We start from the raw sequence: 19135 nt of genomic DNA, 5'->3' as shown, positions 1-19135 counted from the left end.
CAGAAATTGAATTTCTGCCGCTTTTCTGTTCGTTCTATCAAAACTTAATTTTTGTTTCTGTTATCTTTAATTTCCTGAACTTTTGATTCAAAATATTCTTTTCTATCTGGAAACTTATTCGCTAAAATTAAAAATGCATTGACGGCTTTTGAATATAATTTTTGTTCGATATACAAATTTGCCAATGTCTCAGTCATTAAGTGAGAAATATCATCTGTCTTTTCTTTTACAACGAAATTGACTTCATCTCTTAACTGACTGATTTTAGGATTGTTCTCAATAAACGACTCAATGACCTTATTTTTAATCTCCGTTTTATCAATTGGAGCGTCTTCTTCACGCTCGATTTTTAACCAACTTTGCCAAGTATTGATAAATCCGGGAACATTACTGTCGTCAATTTTCTGCTGAGCAATTTTCTCTTCCTGCTCCTTGGCATCTGCTTTCTCTTTTTGATCAGATTTATAAGACAATCCTAAACTTGCGATATCTGAACCGAAGAATGATACGTTCATCACAGGAGCTTCACCATTTTGTTTATCAGGAGCTGCTTCTGGTTCGGTAATTTTTTCTTCAGCCTCATCAGAACGCTCAGTAGTTTCTGATTGAGTTTCGGTCAAGATTTCTTCCACTATCGGTTCAGCTTCTGGTGCTACTTCAATTGTTTGAATTTCTTCTTTTTGCTGAAGAGTTTCGGTGGATTTGTTGAGTAAAGAGTCAGGACGGCTTGCTTCAAAACTCATCGGTTTCCATCCTGAATTTACAGGAGTTTGTGATTGCTCTTCTGAAGCTTTTTCTTCTGCAGCCTTTTCCTCGAGGCTATTGTCTTCTGCAGCTTTCTTTTCTTCAAGATCTTCTTCTACGATGGATTCAGCAACCGTGACTACAGCTTCTTCCGCTGCTTTTTGCTCTTCACCTACATGAAATGCCTGAGTCTCTGCAAAACTGATATCGTGACTGATTTCCTCTTCACGAGCTTCTTCCGTCTTTTCGGGAGCGTTTTCTTTTTTTGATTTCATCCTTTTCTCCACTTCTTCTATCAAACGGCGCATTTCGTCTTCATGCTTGTTGATAGTAGATTTTGGAGTTTCAGAACTTAAACTTTCTGTGGTTTTATTGGATTCAATTTTCACTTCCGGAAGGAAAGAATCTGTTCCGTGGAAGCTGAGTTCTGCATCATCATTAATTTTCTCTGCAATCTGCTCAGAATCAATTTTCTCTTCTTCAATAATTAATTCCGGATTTAATACCTCTGCAGCCTGCTTTGCTTTGACGATCGATGATTCGTAAGAAGAATGAGTGCTTTCAATTACCTGATTATCGGTTTCAGTTGGGAAAGATTCAACTTTCTGAAAGCTTATTTCAGATTCTTTATTTACTTTTTCTGAAATATTTTTCGAATCTATCTGATCCTCGTTAATAATAATTTCAGACTTTGGAGCTTCTGTTATTACTGCTTCTTTATCTACATCAGATTCAGATATCGTTTCTTCTAAGTTTAATTCGGCATTATCAGCAATTTCCTCAACCTGCGTTTTCGGCAGGGCATGAACTTGCTCAGCTTCGCTTTCTGAAGATGTTCCGGCTAATTCTTCCGCAACAATTGCATGTATTCCATCAGTTTCACTAAGGTTTTGATTGGAAACAGATTTGTGCGTTACAATCACACCAGATTCTAATGTAGATTCAAGATCAATGGTTTCATTATGATCTTCATCCAGAAAATTTTCTTCGCCTTCGAATAAAATCCTGTTTCTCTCGCCTTTTACAACCAAATGTTTGATTTCAGGTTTGTCGGCGATTAATCCTTCAGAAGCAGCTTCATAATCATGATCTGAGAAACTCCTGGCTTCTTTTCTCACAGCGATTTCTTCCTGAAGATTTTCATTTCCCGCAACTTTAGTTTCAACAACTTGATTTGCAATAATTGTTTCAGGAGTGATTTCCTGTTTTTCTACAATGACTACAGGTTTAACTTGCTGAATTTTACCGTTAATCAGCTGATACAGTATTTTTTTATCTGTCGTATAAGCTGCTGTTGAAGAAAGCGCTTTCTGATAATTGTCTTTATCATAGAGATGCACCCCGTAAAGATGCAGGGCTCTGATATTTTGAATATAGGGGAAAGAATTAATTTCCTCCTTCAAAAGATGCAGATCTTCTGGCTGAATATTTTTCGGATTTCTTAATAATTCTAAAACTCTAGTATTCATCATCTTACCAATTCGCTACGATGTCGTTAAATATTTTGTTGATAATTCTGTCGGTTGCAATTTTCACTTGAGAAGTTTCGATTGCACTTTGAGACAAACTGCTGTTAAAAACTGCTTCATCAGAATAAGTTCTGTCAAAACTTACATCCGGATGCAGTTTGTTTTCGTAATGAACTTTTACGGTAATCGTCAGTTTGTTTTGAGATTCCTGAATAACTCCTCCAGCTGATGTAGGCTGAGTTGTGGAACTAATTGTAGTAGGAGTAATCGAATAGTCTGTGATTTCACCTTCAATCAGAATATCAGGGTTTTGTTTTGTTCCTTTGAGAGTTGTACGCTGTAAAAATCGGTTTTGAATATCTGTTGAAAACTGCTGTGACAGCGTTGGGTTTACCAATGCAGAATTATTTGGAAATTCGTTAATCTGCACAGTCTTTTCATCAGTTAATGACGAACCTGTAAAGGTATAGCAGGAATTTAAAAATCCGATACAAATAATTAAAAGAAAGAAGTTTTTCAGCTGACTCATTACAAAGTATTTAAATCTTAATATTTTTCTTGGATTCCAATCTCTGAAATCTCGTCGTGCTCGATCTGCGTAATTGCATCTTCGTAAGCAAAATAATTCGCAACATACATGAATGGTAATGTAGCAAGTAAACCAATACCACAAGCGATAACACCAATTTGAGAAAGTATTCCCACTACCAATGAGAACAAAAAGATCGACAGTAAATTATCTTTAGTCATGATTTTTGACGCATTCCAGGCAGTTTTAATATCTGTCACATTTTTAAATGAAATCAATGCGGGAATATAAAACCCTTTTAACACAAAGTAGAAAATTGCAGCATACATAAAGATAACATAAGGAATCATGATCACAGAAACCCATGCTGCCGGTTCGTCACCAGCTAAAGCTCCTGCTGTAATCATGACGATGCCTAAAGGAATATAAAGCGCAATAATACCTCCAATAACGATTAACTGAAGAATAAAATATGGCATAAATCTGTCAAAATTAAAGATTTCCCCCGGACTTGCCTGTTGCCCTTTATTTAGTTTTCTAAGGTACAGATAGAAATTTCCGGCACCCAACATTCCGCAGAATGGGATAATCGCCATTACAAAGCAGCATAAAAATGCTACAAAAATATTTCCGAAATCTTTTTTTAGGAGTTCAAAACCTTTGCTCATGTACTCTCCCAACTTAAAATTGATTGGTTTTGCGGTAAAATTTACGTTCATAATTTTTTTGATTTAATGTTTATTGATTTAGTCTTCTAAGTTATATTGTTTTATTTTTCTGTACAGTGTTCTCTGTGAGATACCAAGCTCATCTGCTGCTCTGTTCCTTCTCCCATTATGCTTTTCTAATGCTTTGATAATTAAATCTTTCTCATTATTTTGAAGCGATAAAGATTCGGGTCTGTTTTCTTCTACCTCAATGTCTTCAAAATCTTCGTAATGATCATCAGAATTTGAAATTATTGTTGGGTTCTGAACATTTTGGTTATTATTATTTTCAAAAAACAGTAAAGAGTTCGGGCTTGCATTTGACTGTGGTTCTGGAGTGTAAATTCTATTTATCAGATTTTTTTCCTGATTGCTTAAATCTGCCGTTCCCCTGTTTTTTATCAATTCCGAAGTTAAGGATTTTAAATCATTAATATCATTTCTCATGTCAAAGAGAATTTTGTACATGATTTCTCTTTCGTTTCCAAAATCGGTTTGTTTTTGTGCATTCGGATGATTCACAACCATCGGTAAATGAGAATCCATCGGGATGTATTCTGCCAATTTAGCTACCGTAACACTTCGGTCGGTTTCTACAACCGTCATCTGCTCTACCAGATTTCTCAGCTGTCGCACATTTCCGGGGAATGCGTAATTTTCGATATAATGAACTGCACTTGCCTCAAGTTGCAACTCGGGCATTCTGTATTTTTCGGCAAAATCGATCGCGAATTTCCTGAAAAGCAAATGAATATCACCCTTTCTTTCTCTCAGTGCCGGCATATCAATTTGTACCGTATTCAAACGGTAAAACAAATCCTCACGGAATCTGCTGTCTTGAATTGCCTTCATCATATTGACATTGGTTGCCGCAACAATTCGTACATTGGTTTTCTGAACCTGCGAAGAACCCACTTTCATAAATTCACCGCTTTCTAAAACTCTCAACAAACGAACTTGTGTTTGCAAAGGCAGTTCACCCACCTCATCCAAGAATATCGTTCCACCGTCTGCGACTTCAAAATACCCTTTTCTGGTTGCTGTGGCACCTGTAAAAGCCCCTTTTTCGTGCCCGAAAAGTTCTGAGTCGATTGTTCCTTCAGGAATTGCTCCACAATTGACAACAATATAAGGCTGATGCTTTCTTTTTGATTCTGAATGAATAATTTTGGGGATAAATTCTTTCCCTACGCCACTTTCCCCGATAACCAAAACGGAAATATCGGTAGGTGCCACTTGTATAGATTTTTCGAGAGCACGGTTGAGCGCAGGAAAATTTCCTATGATACCAAAACGTGCTTTTATAGATTGTAAGTCTGCCATTTTCTTGATTTAAAGATTAAAAAAATTAAAGATTTTGAAATTGATGAGTACCAGGTTCATTCATGACCCTCATCGTAACGTTTCTAAGTCCTAGTTTTTAAATCTAAATCATCTTTATTTCTAACTTTAGCAAATTTATTTTTAAAATTTATTTTTTCGGCAAAACCATTCTGCTTGGTTTGTTTTTCGAAGTCTTCTAAAGCTTTATCGTATTTGTCAAATTCAAAACAACTCGATAGGAAACTATCTGTATTGTTTTTTTGTAATTTCGAATTTTTCTTCCCAACAGCATGAATAGTTTGATGTTTCTGATTTAATTCAAAATACTTACTTTCTTTATTAAGGTTAGAAAACAGTATAGAATCATCAACATCTTCCGAAAGCAACTTGTTACATAGTTGACGGAGTTTTTCACAACCTATATTTTCGGCCGTTTCTGTATTGATATGAGCTGAAACATTGCTGTAAATAATGACCAATATAACACTGAGGCAGTATTTCTGAAGTTTTTCCATTATAAATCTGTGGTTATATTGTAATAAATAATTATTTCACAGTTTCCCCTAAAAGTGTGCCCTGTGTGTTATCAAATACAAAAACATCCACAATGTCACCTAATTTCTGACCTTCAAGCATATCGAAAACACAGACTGCGTTTTGAGAATTTCTGCCTTTCCATTGATTTTTATTTTTCTTGGAAATTCCTTCAATCAAGACACTGTGAACTCTACCTACGTAGCCTTCCATTCTTTTTCTTGACAATTCGCCCTGCAAAGCAATCACTTCTGCCAAACGTCTCTGTTTCACATCAGCGGGGATATTGTCTTCCATTTTTTTGTGAGCCGGAGTTCCTGGTCTCTCGGAGTAGGAGAACATATAACCATAGTCATACTCTACTTCTCTCATCAGGCTTAAGGTATCCTGGTGATCTTCTTCAGTCTCATTACAGAAACCGATGATCATATCCTGGGAAAACGAAATATCGGGAACGATCTCTTTCGCTTTTCTTATTAATTCTAAATATTCTTCACGGGTATGCTGTCTGTTCATGGCTTCAAGCATTCTGTTGCTTCCGCTCTGAACCGGTAAGTGGCAATAATTGCAGATGTTGTCATGTTTCGCCATTGTTCTGAATACATCCAGACTCATATCCTGAGGATTCGATGTTGAAAATCTGATTCTCATCTGAGGAACAGCTTTGGCAACTGAATCAAGAAGTTTTGAAAAGTCTACAGCGGTAGCTTTCTGCATCTCTGAAGCTTTGGCAAAATCTTTCTTTGGACCACCACCGTACCACAGATACGAGTCAACATTTTGTCCGAGAAGGGTGATTTCTTTGTAACCGCTTTCCCAAAGGCTTTTACACTCTTCTAATATTGAATGAGGATCACGGCTTCTTTCTCTCCCTCTTGTAAACGGAACTACACAGAAGGTACACATATTGTCGCAACCACGGGTAATCGTCACAAAAGCAGTTACGCCATTTCCTCCCAAACGAACAGGATTGATGTCTGCATATGTTTCTTCTTTGGAAAGAATTACATTAATAGCATCTCTTCCGTCTTCGGTTTCTTTTAAAAGGTTCGGTAAGTCTCTGTATGCATCTGGGCCAACGACTAAATCCACCAGCTGTTCTTCCTCTAGAAATTTAGTTTTAAGCCTTTCAGCCATACAACCTAAAACACCAACTGTCATATTGGGTCTTTCTTTCTTTAGGTTTTTAAACTGTGCCAGACGCATTCTCACAGTCTGCTCAGCTTTTTCACGAATGGAACATGTATTTAATAAAATTAAATCTGCTTCTTCAACTTTCAGAGTTGTATTGTAACCCTGGTCATTCAAAATAGAAGCAACAATTTCAGAATCAGAGAAATTCATCTGACAGCCATAACTTTCTAAAAACAGTTTTTTAGAATTTCCGGTTTTCTCTGCAATAGCAAAAGCTTCTCCTTGTTTGGTTTCGTCTATATATTTTTCCTGCACGGTAAGTCTGTATTTTAGGTTTAAAATAAATTAGTTTCAAAATAAATTGAACTCAAAAATTTTAAATTCGTTGAATTTGCAAAGATACAAAATATTGTGACAGAATGGCAGGAGTTTAACTTGGATTCCCAAAACTCAACGGAAGCCTGAATCTATACCTTACCGGAACACCATGAATTTTTGCCGGACTCCATTTTTTCTTAACATTCTTAATACCGCTGATTATTCTTTTATCAAAATCAGGAACTCCTGAAGAGTTTTCCAGCGTTATATCTTCAATTACACCCTCAGTATTTACTGTAAAAAGAGCGACCATCTTGAAACTCTGTTTCCATTGAAAACCATCCAGATCAATCTTTTTAACCACTTCCGAACGAAATTTATTAATTCCATCAGGTAAACCTTCAAGCAAAGCAGGTTCAGATTCAACCGAATATCCCTCTTTATAATTTTCAAATAAGGCATCTGGGAAGATATGATAACTGGCAACACCCTGTTTTTTCACGCCATCAATCTCCAGAGGCTTCCATTTATCCATATATTTTAAAACCTGAAGACCCAGATTATAGGCACATTTATTCTTTTCAGCCATCCCAGAGTTCATCTCATCTTTTAGATATTTTACAGAACCCTCTTCGGTTACGATTACTTTAAGAAGATAAAGTTCGTTTTTATTTTCGCAGGGCTCCATTTTGTTATCTACAAGTATCTGGTGAAAGTCCTTATAGAACTCCTTGTCTCCTCCTTCATACGGTTCATGACCATGAGGATAATAATATAAAGGTTGAGCAACTTGCGCAGATAGAATAATAGAAACCAGGGTTAGTGCAGAAAATACTATGAGTTTCTTTATCATGATCATCATTGGTGGCTTTGTAAATTTTAGCAAATATAAAAATTAGCCTATTGAGACAAAAGAAAAACTTCACACATGAGTGTAAAGTTTTATTCACATTTATTTAATTAAAATTTTTAAGCTGTTACGGTTTGATTTTTAACCTTAGTCCCCGTTTCCTTTAACAGGAATGAAATTAAAATCGCCAATACTATTCCCGCAACCCAAAACAAAACGGAATGTTCGAAATGCAAATTTCCTGAAGCCGAATCTAAACTTTTTCCAAACCACCTGCTGAAGACGGGACTGAGCAGAGTGGTAACTCCAAAAGTGATAAAATTGATTGCTCCCGTTGCGCTCCCTTTCACGTAATCCGGATTCGTCTCCTTAATAACAGAATACGGGATCATGGCAGCCCCCGAACCAACTCCAAAAATGAACATACTGATTTTTGCAGCATACAAATCCGGAAGATAAATCATTTGAAGAAAACTTAAAATCATTAATAGAGCCCCCCCTATTAAAACAGGTTTTCTACGGCCTATTTTATCCGTAATTAAACCTAACAGCGGACAACCAAAAGCCCAACCGAACGCGACCATTGCACTGGTTATTGTTGCCTCACGGAAGAGAAACTGTTTGTCTTTTTCAAAAAAAGCAACGGCCCAGGTCATCGCAAAAATAGTCGTCGGAGCAAATAGAAGCCCTGAAATAATTCCACACAGCCAAGATTGTGGATTTTTAAAAACAACTTTATACGTTTCTAAATATCCTACCGACTGGTGTGGTTTTTCTTCCGACTCATCAGACTGACCGTCTTTTGGAGTGAAAAGATAAAGTAAAACCGCTGTAATTACGGTTAGTATTCCCGACCAAAGCCAGAAACTGTTGATATTAATTCCATCTTCTACCCAAGGCCCTACTAAGAACTGCCCGGCGGTCCCACCCAACATTCCAATGCATTGTGTTGCTCCAATGGCTGTAGCCAAAGATTTTGATGAAAAACCTTTACTCGCAAGATATACACAGCCCGGAAATGCAAAAGCACACCCTGCCCCCTGAAGCAATCTTCCGGTAATCCCTGCAGTCTGACTTGAGATGAGGAATAATAAACATCCTACTCCTAAAATCAGGCATCCAGCGAATAGAGATCGTTTTCCTCCAAATTTATCTAAAGCAATTCCTGCAATCAAACTACAGGTAGAATACGTATAATAATAGGTTCCTACCATACTGATCAGTTTCAGCTCGGTCGTTTTAAAATTACTGACCAATTCCGGGATCATCACTGCAGGAGCAGCCCTAACCACATAATCTAAAAAATAAAATACAAGACCAAATACCCATGCAATGACATAGAATTTTTTTAAGGAATTATTCATTACAATAATATTATAGTTTTGAGATTAATAGCGGTACAAATATTTTTATGGTAGAAAATTTTGGTACTAAAAGATTTCTGTCGCATTGATTTTTTGTTTTAAAACTTCATTCATCTCTGAATTTATTTTTTAATCAGAAAGGCAAATTTAGTCATTTAATTATTAAAGTTTCAAACTGAAGCATTAAGACCATCTCATCTTAAGCATATAACCAAAAAAAAACTCCGCAATTTCTTACGGAGTTTTTTGTAGTTATTTAAGCACTTTATTTTCACAATCTATGAAATACCTTGAAAGTTCAAAGCGACAGATTTTTTATTACCAAAAATACCTATTTATTAAATTTATAAAACTTCAATCTGATTTCTCAAAAGATCTTCAAATTCATCTCTTTTTCTAATTAAGTGAGCCTTTCCGTCAAGGAAAAGAACTTCAGCAGGTTTCAATCTTGAATTAAAGTTTGTGCTCATTTCAAAACCGTAAGCACCTGCCGTGTGGAATGCCAAAATATCTCCCTCTCTCACCTCATTCAGTTTTCTATCCCAGGCAAAAGTATCAGTTTCGCAGATGTTTCCTACAACCGTATAAATTCTTTCGGCACCTTTTGGGTTTGATAAGTTTTCGATGGTATGGTAAGAATCATAAAACATCGGGCGAATCAAATGATTGAATCCTGAATTAACTCCAACAAAAACAGTTGCTGTAGTTTGTTTGATCACATTCGCTTTTACCAACAAATAACCGCATTTTCCAACCAAAAATTTTCCAGGTTCAAACCACAGCTCGAATTTCTTTCCAGTTTCTTTTGAAAAATCAGCAATCGCTTTCTCCACTTTTTTACCTAAAGCTTTCACGTCAGTTTCCATGTCGCTTTCCTGATAAGGAATTTTGAAACCGCTTCCCATATCCAGGTATTTAAGATTTGGAAAATGTTCAGACAACTCAAGCATGATTTCAAGAGCCTGCAAAAACACTTCAGGATCTTTTATTTCACTTCCGGTATGCATGTGAAGCCCTTCAACATTCAGGTTGGTGCTTTTCATCACTCTTTCGATGTGACGCATCTGGTGAATAGAAATGCCGAATTTTGAATCAATATGTCCAGTTGATATTTTATGGTTTCCTCCAGCGTAAATATGCGGATTGATTCGTACAAAAATTGGATATGTATTCCCGAATTTGTTTCCAAACTGTTCAAGAATAGAGATATTGTCGATATTGATATGAACTCCGTGCTGCATTGCTTCTTCAATTTCAGCCAAGTCAACACAATTGGGAGTGAATAATATTCTTTCTTTAGTAAAACCTGCTTTCAAACCCAACTTCACCTCACTGATTGACACACAATCTAGAGAAGCGCCTAAATTCTTTATGTATTTTAAAATATTAATGTTTGTTAAAGCTTTTGCAGCATAAAAAAACTTAGTGTGTTTTAAAAAAGAAGATGTAAGTTTTTCGTATTGAGTTTTAATAGATTCAGCGTCGTAAACATACACCGGCGTGCCAAAATCCTGGGCAATCTTTAATAATTCTTTTGAGTTCATAATTTTAATTTAACATAAAAAAAGGCAGATTCTTCGAAAAGAGTCTGCCACAATAATTATTTGTATGCAAGGCTACTCTTTTAGGTATTCCAAACCTTTGAAAACTTTACAGCTCCCTTTTTTCCAGTTTGTTTTTGTTTAAAATTTTGCATTGCTATTTTTAATTCTTTTGCAAAAATACTATTTATTTTGAGAAATTGAATTTGAAAAGCATTTTCTTCAAATAAAAATGTATTTAATGATAAATATATTCTCTTATTTCGGAAGTGGGAGCGTCTCAAAATCTCCACGTAGTAGCGCTAATTGCAACTCGTTATTTAAATCTGCTGTTGAAAGAGGTAAGTCTAACTTTAGTTTTGAAATTTTACTTAAAGTCTGAATTTGGGTAAACAAATCATAAAAACCATACGAAATGACTTTGCCGTTTTCGATGATTAAAAAAAGTTTCTCACCTAATTTTCTTCCTGCACCCAGCCAAAGTTCATTTCTTTTTCTGAAATCAATTTTCTTTTTAAAAAATTCAATATCCGCAAACTCTTCAACCTCTCCTATAAACTGAACCGCCTTTGAACCCTGCGTAAATGAACGGAACTTCAAAATTGGTTTCTCTTCTTTGTTAAGCGTATTTTTTTCGACGATGTATTTATTATGTCTGAAATACAATCCAAAAGGCAGAGTATCCTTCTTTTTAATATTTTTAGAATTTAAAATCAATTTTGCAATGATATCCGTTCCGGTCAATTCAAAATTAATCTGCTCAACATCTTTCTGGATTTCTTCAAATTTTTTTGATTTTGAATTGAAAAGTTTCTTAGAAAATCGGTTGATATCTTGTACGTAATCAGAGAAAATAATTTTTCCAGATTCATTTTGAAAATAAACAAACCCCTTCTCACTGGGTAGATCTTGGGTTAACAACTTGATTTTATTAATATACGTCTTCGCATTGGTTTCCTCATGCTGCTCCTGTATAATCTCGTTTTCAGTATCTTTTGAGACCAAGAGCTTAAACAACTCCAATGTTGCCCGTGCATCACCTTCGGCACGATGAGCATTCACCAAAGGAATCCCTAACGATTTCACTAATTTTCCGAGTGAATAACTTACCTCATCCGGAATCAGTTTTTTAGCCAAAGGGATTGTATCTAAAGTATTGATATTAAAATCATAACCAAGACGTTGGAACGATTGGCGAAGCATTCTATAATCAAAATCAATGTTGTGTCCTACTAAAGTTGTTCCTTCGGTAATTTCAACCACTCTTTTAGCCAATTCATGGAATTTAGGCGCCGTTTTCACCATTTTCGGGCTGATATTGGTCAATTTTTGAACAAAAGGAGTAATATCACTCTCTGGATTGACAAGCGAAATAAATTGGTCGACAATTTTATGACCATCATATTTAAAAATGGCGATATCGATAATGCATTCTTTTCTGAACCCTGCACCATTGCTTTCTATATCTATAATCGAATACATTTATTTTATCTTATCTAAACTTAGAATTTCTATCAAAAACCGAACCCTTAAAACTTCGTTCTCGGGTGGAATTTTGCTAAAATAATCAAAATAGGTTAAAAAATACAAAAAGACAGTTACTTATCTTTTTCTTCCGCCCAAACCAAACATTCCCAAAATTGCTTTAGCACCTTCACGCATTAGAGTATTGGCAAAAGTTCTTCCTGCGCGACTTTTTAAAACCTGCTCAAACATTCCAGGTTCCTCTTTTACGGGTTTTGTCTGCTGTGCCGGGCCAGAATTTTCAACAGCCTGCTCCATTCTTTTTACTAAAATCTCGTATGCAGATTCACTGTCAACCGGTTTTTCATATTTTGAAACCAATGCAGACTTTGAAGTCAGATCAGAAACTTCAGCATCACTAAGAATATCCATTCTAGATTCCGGAGAAATTAAATATGTATGAACAAGCGGTGTAGGAATTCCTTTTTCATCCAAAGCAGTGACAAAGGCTTCACCAATTCCTAGGTTTTGTATCAATTCTGAAGCGTTGTAAAACTCTGTTGTTGGATAGTTTTCGACTGCTTTAGAAATTTCTTTTTTATCTTTTGCGGTAAACCCTCTCAAAGCATGCTGAATTTTTAAACCTAACTGTGAAAGCACATTTTCAGGAACATCACCTGGAATTTGAGTGATAAAATAGATTCCGACACCTTTAGAGCGAATGAGTTTTACCATCGTTTCAATTTGTGAAACCAATGCTTTAGAAGATTCGTCAAAAATCAAATGTGCTTCATCAATGAACAGAACCAATTTTGGTTTTCCGCTGTCGCCTTCCTCAGGGAAAGTCATGTAAATTTCAGCAAAAAGCGAAAGCATAAACGTTGAGAAAAGCTGCGGTTTATTTTGAATATCCGCAACTCTTAAAATATTCACAACTCCTTTTCCGTCTCGTGTTTCCAACAGATCTTGAACATCAAAACTCAGTTCACCAAAAAAATCTGCAGCACCTTGCTGCTCCAAAGCAACAATAGATCTTAATATTGTACCTAAAGACGCCGAAGCAATTGATCCATAGTTAGCAGACAAATCAGTTTTACTTAGTGGATTGTCAGTTACATATTGCAGAACTTTCTTTAAATCATTCAAATCAATTAAAGGCAGACCTTTGTCATCGCAATATTTGAAAACAATAGACATGATACTTTGCTGGGTATCATTCAACTCTAAAATTTTACTTAACAAAACCGGTCCAAATTCTGTGACAGTCGCTCTTAATTTAACACCTTTATCTCCGGAAATGCTCATCAACTCGACAGGAAAAGCCTGCGGATTATAAGGAAGCTGTGTTTTAGCATAGCGTTCTTCAATGATAGAATTCATTTGTCCGGACTCGGCAATACCCGAAAAATCGCCTTTGATATCCAGAACTAAAGACGGAATGCCGGCATGAGAAAGCTGTTCGGCAAAAACCTGAAGTGTTTTGGTTTTTCCTGTTCCCGTAGCGCCTGCAATAAGACCGTGACGATTAATAGTCTTTAAAGGAATTGTAACATTCACATCTGTGACGACATCACCATCCAGCATACCTTTTCCCAATATTATACACTCTCCTTTGGGTGTGTATCTTGTTGAAAGCTCGTCTATAAATTTTGCCTTGTCTGCCATTTGATTTTTATCTTTAAAAGGTAATTTTTTTTAATTTTCCTGTGCCGCTTTTATCAATTTATTACTGATTAAAACTTAAAATAAATATAATAAAATATGATTTAAAACAGCAATTAAAAACATCATACGTTACGATGCACCATCCAATTGATTACAAATGATTTACAAAAATAAATTTTGATTTTAAATTTCTGCTATTGAGAGAAACTATCAATGAGAATTATCATTTCTTTATAAATCATCCATTATTTTGTATCTTTATAATTATTTTAAATTTAAATAAAAATCAATGAAAGTTGAACAAATATATACAGGCTGTTTAGCACAAGGTGCATATTACATTATTTCAGAAAACGAAGCAGCAATTATAGATCCACTGCGAGAAGTAAAACCATATCTTGAACGCCTTGAAAAAGACAACGTCACTTTAAAATATATATTTGAAACTCACTTTCATGCAGATTTTGTATCGGGACATTTAGATTTAAGCAAAAAAACTGATGCGCCAATCGTTTACGGACCGACTGCAGAACCAGATTTCGAAGCAATCATCGCTGAAGACAATCAAATTTTCGAAATCGGAAACATCAAAATAAAAGTACTTCACACTCCAGGTCACACCATGGAAAGCACCACTTACCTGCTGATTGATGAAAACGGTATTGAAACTGCTATTTTCACAGGCGACACTCTATTTTTGGGTGATGTGGGGCGCCCCGATCTTGCCCAAAAAGCAGGAAGCATGACACAGGAAGATCTTGCTGGAATTTTGTACGAAAGTCTCCACAGTAAAATTTTGCCATTGGACGACAGTATTACCGTTTATCCGGCTCACGGCGCGGGTTCGGCTTGCGGAAAAAATATGCAGAAAGAAACTGTTGATATTCTAGGAAATCAAAGAAAAACCAATTACGCTCTAAATCAACCCGACAAAGAATCTTTCATCAAAGAAGTTCTTGATGGATTGACTGCTCCCCCGAAATATTTCGGGATGAACGTTGCAATGAACAAGGGTGGTTATGACAGCTTGGATGATGTGATGACGAAAGGATTAAATCCTGTTTCCGTTGAAGATTTTGAAAGTTTTGCCGAAGAAACCGGAGCTTTAATTTTAGATACAAGAGGAGCCGGAGAATTTCATAAAGGCTTTATTCCCAATTCAATCAACATCGGCTTAAAAGGAGACTTTGCCCCATGGGTTGGAAGTCTTATCGTAGATGTAAAACATCCTTTGCTTTTGGTTTCAGACGAAGGAACTGAAGAAGAAGTGATCACAAGGTTAAGCAGAGTCGGTTTTGACAATGTTTTAGGATATTTAAAAGGTGGATTTGCTTCTTGGAGAAATTCTACAAAAGAAATTGATGAGGTAAAAAGAATTACTCCGTCTGAATTTGTTGAGCAATTTGATGAAAACTCAAAAATCATCGACGTAAGAAAAATCGGAGAATATTCTGCCGAACATATTGATAATGCATTCAGCAAACCATTAGATAACATCAGCGACTGGGTTTCTACAATCGACGATTCTGAACATTTCTTCTTACATTGCGCTGGAGGCTATAGAAGCATGATTGCCGCAAGCATCCTTAACTCACATGGAATCAGAAATTTCACCGAGATAGAGGGTGGCTTTAACGGAATTAAAAAAACAGAAAAACTACCTACATCTGATTTTGTTTGTCAGTCTAAAACCCTCTAAATGAAAACCTATTTATTTGGAATTATACTTGTAGCATTTTTCTCATTGCACGCATGCAAAACGGCCTCCGTACAGCAAAACACACCTAAAGCTGAAATAAAAGAATTGGTCAACAATTCAGAAATCATTCTGGTTGATGTAAGAATTCCGGAGCAGTACGCAGAAGGAACTGCAAAAGACGCTATCAATATTCCATTAGCAGAAATTCAGAACAAAGCAGAATCTTTGAAAGGTAAAAAGGTTGTAGTTTTTTGCAACAAAGGAATTCAGGCAGACAATGCCGTGGAAATCTTAAAAAAGAACGGTGTCGAAGTATATGATGGTAAGACCTTAGATAACATCAGAGCCATTCAGAATTTAAAGTAAAATATTAAATTGAATCATTATGTCACAAAAATTTCAGGAACTTATAGAATCGGAAAGACCCGTGTTAATAGACTTTTTCGCAACATGGTGTCAGCCCTGCAAAGTACAGTCATCGGTTTTAACGACTGTAAAAGAAAAAATTGGTGAAGGTGCACGAATAGTAAAAATAGATGTTGATCAATATCCGGCAATTGCCTCGCAGTATGGAGTACGTGGTGTTCCTACTTTAGCGGTATTTAAAAAAGGAGAGTTATTATATAAAGAAAGTGGTGTGCATGACGTGAATCGGCTGACGCAACTTTTAGAACAGTATATTTAGATTAAGACTATCTTTTAGTTTAATTTAAAAGTAGAAAAAATTATTCCCACACATTTTTCAAATCGACACCGATCTACTTGTTAAATGTGTGGGAATTCTTTGTCCTAAATAGTAAGTTCAAAATCATCACGATCATTCAAAAACTGAAAATGATTTCTAAAGTCTTTCAGATCTTCTAAATTCAAGTCTGCCGAAACTAAATTTCCTTTCTTCTCAGCAATTTCCGACCCGTCTGCAAAAAAGCAGTGCGAACTTTCCTGATAAAAAAGATCATTTCCATCTGTCCCGATTCTGTTTAAACCAAAAACGTAAGATAAATTCTCAATAGCTCTCGCTTTTAATAAATGTTCCCAAGCTCCGACTCTTTTCTCCGGCCAGTTGGCAACGTATAAAATTGCATCGTAATCACCCTTATTTCTTGCAAAAACAGGAAACCTCAAGTCATAGCAAACCTGCAACAGAAAACGAATGCCCAAATATTCGACAACAACCCTTTCTTTTCCGGGTGTGTAAATTTTGTCTTCACCGGAAAATGAAAACAAATGCCTTTTATCATAGAAAGAGGCATCACCATTGGGTTCTACAAAATACATTCTATTATAAAACTTTCCTTCTACTTCTACTGACGCACTCCCACAAAAAGCAGCGTTTTTTTCTTGTGCGATTTTCTTTAGAAACTCCAAAGATTCTTCATTTTTATCTGAAATCTCTGCCGCATCCATACAAAAACCAGTAGAAAACATTTCGGGCATAAGAAACAAATCTGCACTCTGATTCTGCAGCTGCCCTTCAATTATTCTAAAGTTTTCATCTTTATTTTTCCAGGCAATATCCAGATTTAATGCTGTAATTTTCATATTATTCATTCAAAACTTCTATAAAATTACATTTTTAAATCGGTTTCGGTTTTATATTTGCTGCAAATTGTCTTTAGTAATAATTTAAAATATAAAATCTATGAAGAAATTGGTTTTTATGTTGATGCTTGTTCTTACAGGAGCAACAGTCAGCGCACAAGCCTGGACCGGGAAAGGAGATCAGAAAGTAAATTTGGGACTCAATGCTTGGGGCTATGGGACAGGAGTCACCGGTACCTATGACTACGGTTTGAATCAACTTTTATCCGTTGGGGCGGGAGCCAATATTTATTTTGACGGATACAAAGACAACAATAAAGACAACAGGGTTTTTGTTTTTGGAAGGATTAATTTCCACCTGAAAGAGACATTAGACCTCCCAGAGCAACTGGATCTATATCCTGGGGTTGACTTAGGAGTTCTGGGTAGAGACTTCGGAATCGGCGCTCATATCGGTGCAAGATATTTCTTCACAGAAAAAGTGGGTGTTTTCGCCGAAATTGGAAACAACGGAAGTCTTGGTGTTTCTTTAAATTTCTAAAAACAGTGACAGAATATATGACAAAGCTTCTCATTTAGAGGAGCTTTTTTATTTGGCATCCTTTTGATAATTGTTACCTTTGCAAATTAAAATCTAAAAACAATTAATGGAATTAGCAATTAAGATCTTTCAATTCATATTAAGCATATCTATCTTAGTAATTCTTCACGAACTCGGGCATTTCTTACCCGCCAAATATTTCAAAACCAAAGTAGAAAAATTTTATCTTTTCTTTGATCCTTGGTTTTCTTTAGCGAAGAAAAAAATCGGTGAAACTGAATATGGAATTGGTTGGCTTCCTTTCGGAGGTTATGTGAAAATCGCAGGAATGGTAGATGAAAGCATGGATACCGAGCAGCTGAAGCAACCTGCACAGCCTTGGGAATTTAGAGCAAAACCAGCTTGGCAGAGATTAATCATTATGATGGGTGGAGTAACCGTAAACTTCTTCTTAGCGTGGATTATCTATGCTTGCCTATCATTTTTCAATGGTGAAACTTCTTTTGACACTGCAAAGGTAGACGCACCGATGAACTATACAAGCGTAGCAAAAGGAATGGGTTTCCAAGATGGAGATAAAATCTTAAAAGTAGACGGAAAAACCCAGAACAACCTTGACAAATTAGCTTTAGATGTTCTATTAAGTGACGAAATCACAGTTTTAAGAAACGGAAAAGAAGTTACTTTCCCAACCAACGATGATGGTAAAGCAATGGCTTTCAGAGATGAAAATCCTAAAGCATTTCTTACCCCTAGATTTTCTGCGGTAATTGATACAATTGTTAATCCTCAAACCGCTGCTGCAGGTTTAAAAGTGGGTGATCAAGTTATCGCTGTCAATAGTCAAAAAATAAACTATTATGATGAGTTACAGGGAATAATCACAAAAAATGCAGGAAAAAATCTTAATGTGGAAGTTCTAAGAAACGGTGCAGTTCAGCCATTGACTCTGCCAGTTTCAAAAGATGGAACTTTGGGAATTTCTTCTTACAAGCAGATGACGAAATACTATGAAACAAAACATTTCACTTTCGGACAATCGATTGGAAGAGGTTTTACAAGAAGTATTGAAAGTTTAACCTATCAGGTAAAACAGTTTAAATTAATCTTCAACAAAAAAGTTCAGGGTTACAAAAAAGTAGGTGGCCCATTGGCAATCATCAAAAACATGCCTGTTGATAAAGCGAAGGACGGAAGTGTTTCTATCGACTGGACAGCTTTCTGGAGTTTTACAGCAATGTTCTCTGTTTGGTTGGCATTCTTAAACCTGATTCCTATCCCAGGATTGGATGGCGGACACGTAATATTCACTTTATACGAGATGATCGTAGGAAAACCGGTTCCACAAAAGATACTAGAAAATGCGCAGATGGTTGGTGTTATCTTCCTGTTAGGCTTAATGTTACTGATTTTCGGAGCAGACATCTTCAAAATTATTACCAATAAATTTTAATTTTATTGAAAAAAATAATTAAAAAACTTGTGTGGTTTAAATATCAGTCCTATATTTGCACCACCTAAAAATAGGGACATTCCTCCTTAGCTCAGTTGGTTAGAGCATCTGACTGTTAATCAGAGGGTCCTTGGTTCGAGCCCAAGAGGAGGAGCAAAAAAGACTTACAGAAATGTAGGTCTTTTTTGATTTTAGTACTTTCCTATTTCAATTTATTTTAAAATTTAAATTCCTGAAAAATAATCTGATAGCAGTTTT

Annotated in this window: 17 protein-coding genes and 1 tRNA gene; 6 read left to right on the top strand and 12 right to left on the bottom strand. The window is 35.9% G+C overall.

Going from position 1 to position 19135, the window contains the following annotated elements; translation table 11 throughout:
• Window positions 1-44: 44 nt before the first annotated feature.
• The 11 genes from AR685_RS09880 to AR685_RS09830 form a co-directional block, all read right to left on the bottom strand.
• Window positions 45-2216 (bottom strand): hypothetical protein, encoded by a 2172-nt coding sequence (locus AR685_RS09880; protein WP_059124443.1) that lies wholly within the window; start codon window positions 2214-2216, stop codon window positions 45-47.
• Between the two features lies 1 nt (window position 2217).
• Window positions 2218-2742, bottom strand: a complete 525-nt coding sequence (lptE, locus tag AR685_RS09875; RefSeq protein WP_052187795.1) for an LPS assembly lipoprotein LptE — start codon at window positions 2740-2742, stop codon at window positions 2218-2220.
• A 17-nt stretch (window positions 2743-2759) separates the two neighbouring features.
• The gene (locus AR685_RS09870; RefSeq protein ID WP_059124442.1) at window positions 2760-3461 is read right to left on the bottom strand and encodes a hypothetical protein; all 702 of its coding nucleotides are present in this window, start codon (window positions 3459-3461) and stop codon (window positions 2760-2762) included.
• 27 nt (window positions 3462-3488) lie between these two features.
• Window positions 3489-4772, bottom strand: coding sequence for a sigma-54 interaction domain-containing protein (locus AR685_RS09865; protein ID WP_059124441.1), 1284 nt, complete (start codon window positions 4770-4772; stop codon window positions 3489-3491).
• A gap of 83 nt (window positions 4773-4855) precedes the next feature.
• A complete protein-coding gene (locus tag AR685_RS09860; RefSeq protein WP_059124440.1) occupies window positions 4856-5287 on the bottom strand; it encodes a hypothetical protein in 432 nt (143 codons plus the stop codon).
• 31 nt (window positions 5288-5318) lie between these two features.
• The gene (miaB, locus tag AR685_RS09855) at window positions 5319-6755 is read right to left on the bottom strand and encodes a tRNA (N6-isopentenyl adenosine(37)-C2)-methylthiotransferase MiaB (RefSeq protein ID WP_047443481.1); all 1437 of its coding nucleotides are present in this window, start codon (window positions 6753-6755) and stop codon (window positions 5319-5321) included.
• A gap of 115 nt (window positions 6756-6870) precedes the next feature.
• Window positions 6871-7611 carry an energy transducer TonB gene (locus tag AR685_RS09850; RefSeq protein WP_165592805.1) on the bottom strand — a complete coding sequence of 247 codons (741 nt, stop codon included), beginning with the start codon at window positions 7609-7611 and terminating at the stop codon, window positions 6871-6873.
• Between the two features lie 116 nt (window positions 7612-7727).
• Entirely contained in the window at window positions 7728-8972 is a 1245-nt protein-coding gene (locus AR685_RS09845; protein WP_059124438.1) for an MFS transporter, read from the bottom strand.
• A gap of 344 nt (window positions 8973-9316) precedes the next feature.
• The gene (lysA, locus tag AR685_RS09840) at window positions 9317-10516 is read right to left on the bottom strand and encodes a diaminopimelate decarboxylase (RefSeq protein WP_185095992.1); all 1200 of its coding nucleotides are present in this window, start codon (window positions 10514-10516) and stop codon (window positions 9317-9319) included.
• 255 nt (window positions 10517-10771) lie between these two features.
• On the bottom strand, window positions 10772-11995 hold the full coding sequence (locus AR685_RS09835; RefSeq protein ID WP_059124437.1) for a PolC-type DNA polymerase III: 1224 nt from the start codon (window positions 11993-11995) through the stop codon (window positions 10772-10774).
• Window positions 11996-12115: 120 nt separating this feature from the next.
• Window positions 12116-13642: a helicase HerA-like domain-containing protein gene (locus tag AR685_RS09830; RefSeq protein WP_059124436.1), complete on the bottom strand. Its 1527-nt coding sequence runs from the start codon at window positions 13640-13642 to the stop codon at window positions 12116-12118.
• 289 nt (window positions 13643-13931) lie between these two features.
• On the opposite strand from AR685_RS09830, the gene AR685_RS09825 reads away from it, so the two are divergent.
• From AR685_RS09825 to AR685_RS09815, 3 genes are read left to right on the top strand one after another with little or no spacing between them, the layout of a single operon-like run.
• Window positions 13932-15341 (top strand): MBL fold metallo-hydrolase, encoded by a 1410-nt coding sequence (locus tag AR685_RS09825; RefSeq protein WP_047443476.1) that lies wholly within the window; start codon window positions 13932-13934, stop codon window positions 15339-15341.
• Entirely contained in the window at window positions 15342-15707 is a 366-nt protein-coding gene (locus AR685_RS09820) for a rhodanese-like domain-containing protein (protein WP_059124435.1), read from the top strand.
• A 19-nt stretch (window positions 15708-15726) separates the two neighbouring features.
• Window positions 15727-16026, top strand: coding sequence for a thioredoxin family protein (locus AR685_RS09815; protein ID WP_047443475.1), 300 nt, complete (start codon window positions 15727-15729; stop codon window positions 16024-16026).
• A gap of 104 nt (window positions 16027-16130) precedes the next feature.
• Here AR685_RS09815 and AR685_RS09810 read toward each other — a convergent pair whose 3' ends face one another.
• Window positions 16131-16892 carry a nitrilase-related carbon-nitrogen hydrolase gene (locus AR685_RS09810; RefSeq protein WP_059124434.1) on the bottom strand — a complete coding sequence of 254 codons (762 nt, stop codon included), beginning with the start codon at window positions 16890-16892 and terminating at the stop codon, window positions 16131-16133.
• 91 nt (window positions 16893-16983) lie between these two features.
• Here AR685_RS09810 and AR685_RS09805 point away from each other — a divergent pair, with 91 nt between their 5' ends.
• The 3 genes from AR685_RS09805 to AR685_RS09795 all read left to right on the top strand — a co-directional run bounded on the left by AR685_RS09805 (window position 16984) and on the right by AR685_RS09795 (window position 19031).
• Complete coding sequence (locus tag AR685_RS09805; RefSeq protein WP_059124433.1) at window positions 16984-17424, top strand: DUF6646 family protein; 441 nt, start codon at window positions 16984-16986, stop codon at window positions 17422-17424.
• 106 nt (window positions 17425-17530) lie between these two features.
• Window positions 17531-18877, top strand: coding sequence for an RIP metalloprotease RseP (gene rseP / locus AR685_RS09800; RefSeq protein ID WP_059124432.1), 1347 nt, complete (start codon window positions 17531-17533; stop codon window positions 18875-18877).
• 80 nt (window positions 18878-18957) lie between these two features.
• Window positions 18958-19031: transfer RNA gene (locus AR685_RS09795), tRNA-Asn, on the top strand.
• Window positions 19032-19135 lie beyond the last annotated feature (104 nt).

The organism is Chryseobacterium sp. JAH (assembly GCF_001507335.1).
GTDB lineage: Bacteria > Bacteroidota > Bacteroidia > Flavobacteriales > Weeksellaceae > Chryseobacterium.
The sequence above is the reverse complement of the archived record's forward strand: the minus strand, read 5'-3'. Positions and strand labels throughout refer to the sequence as shown.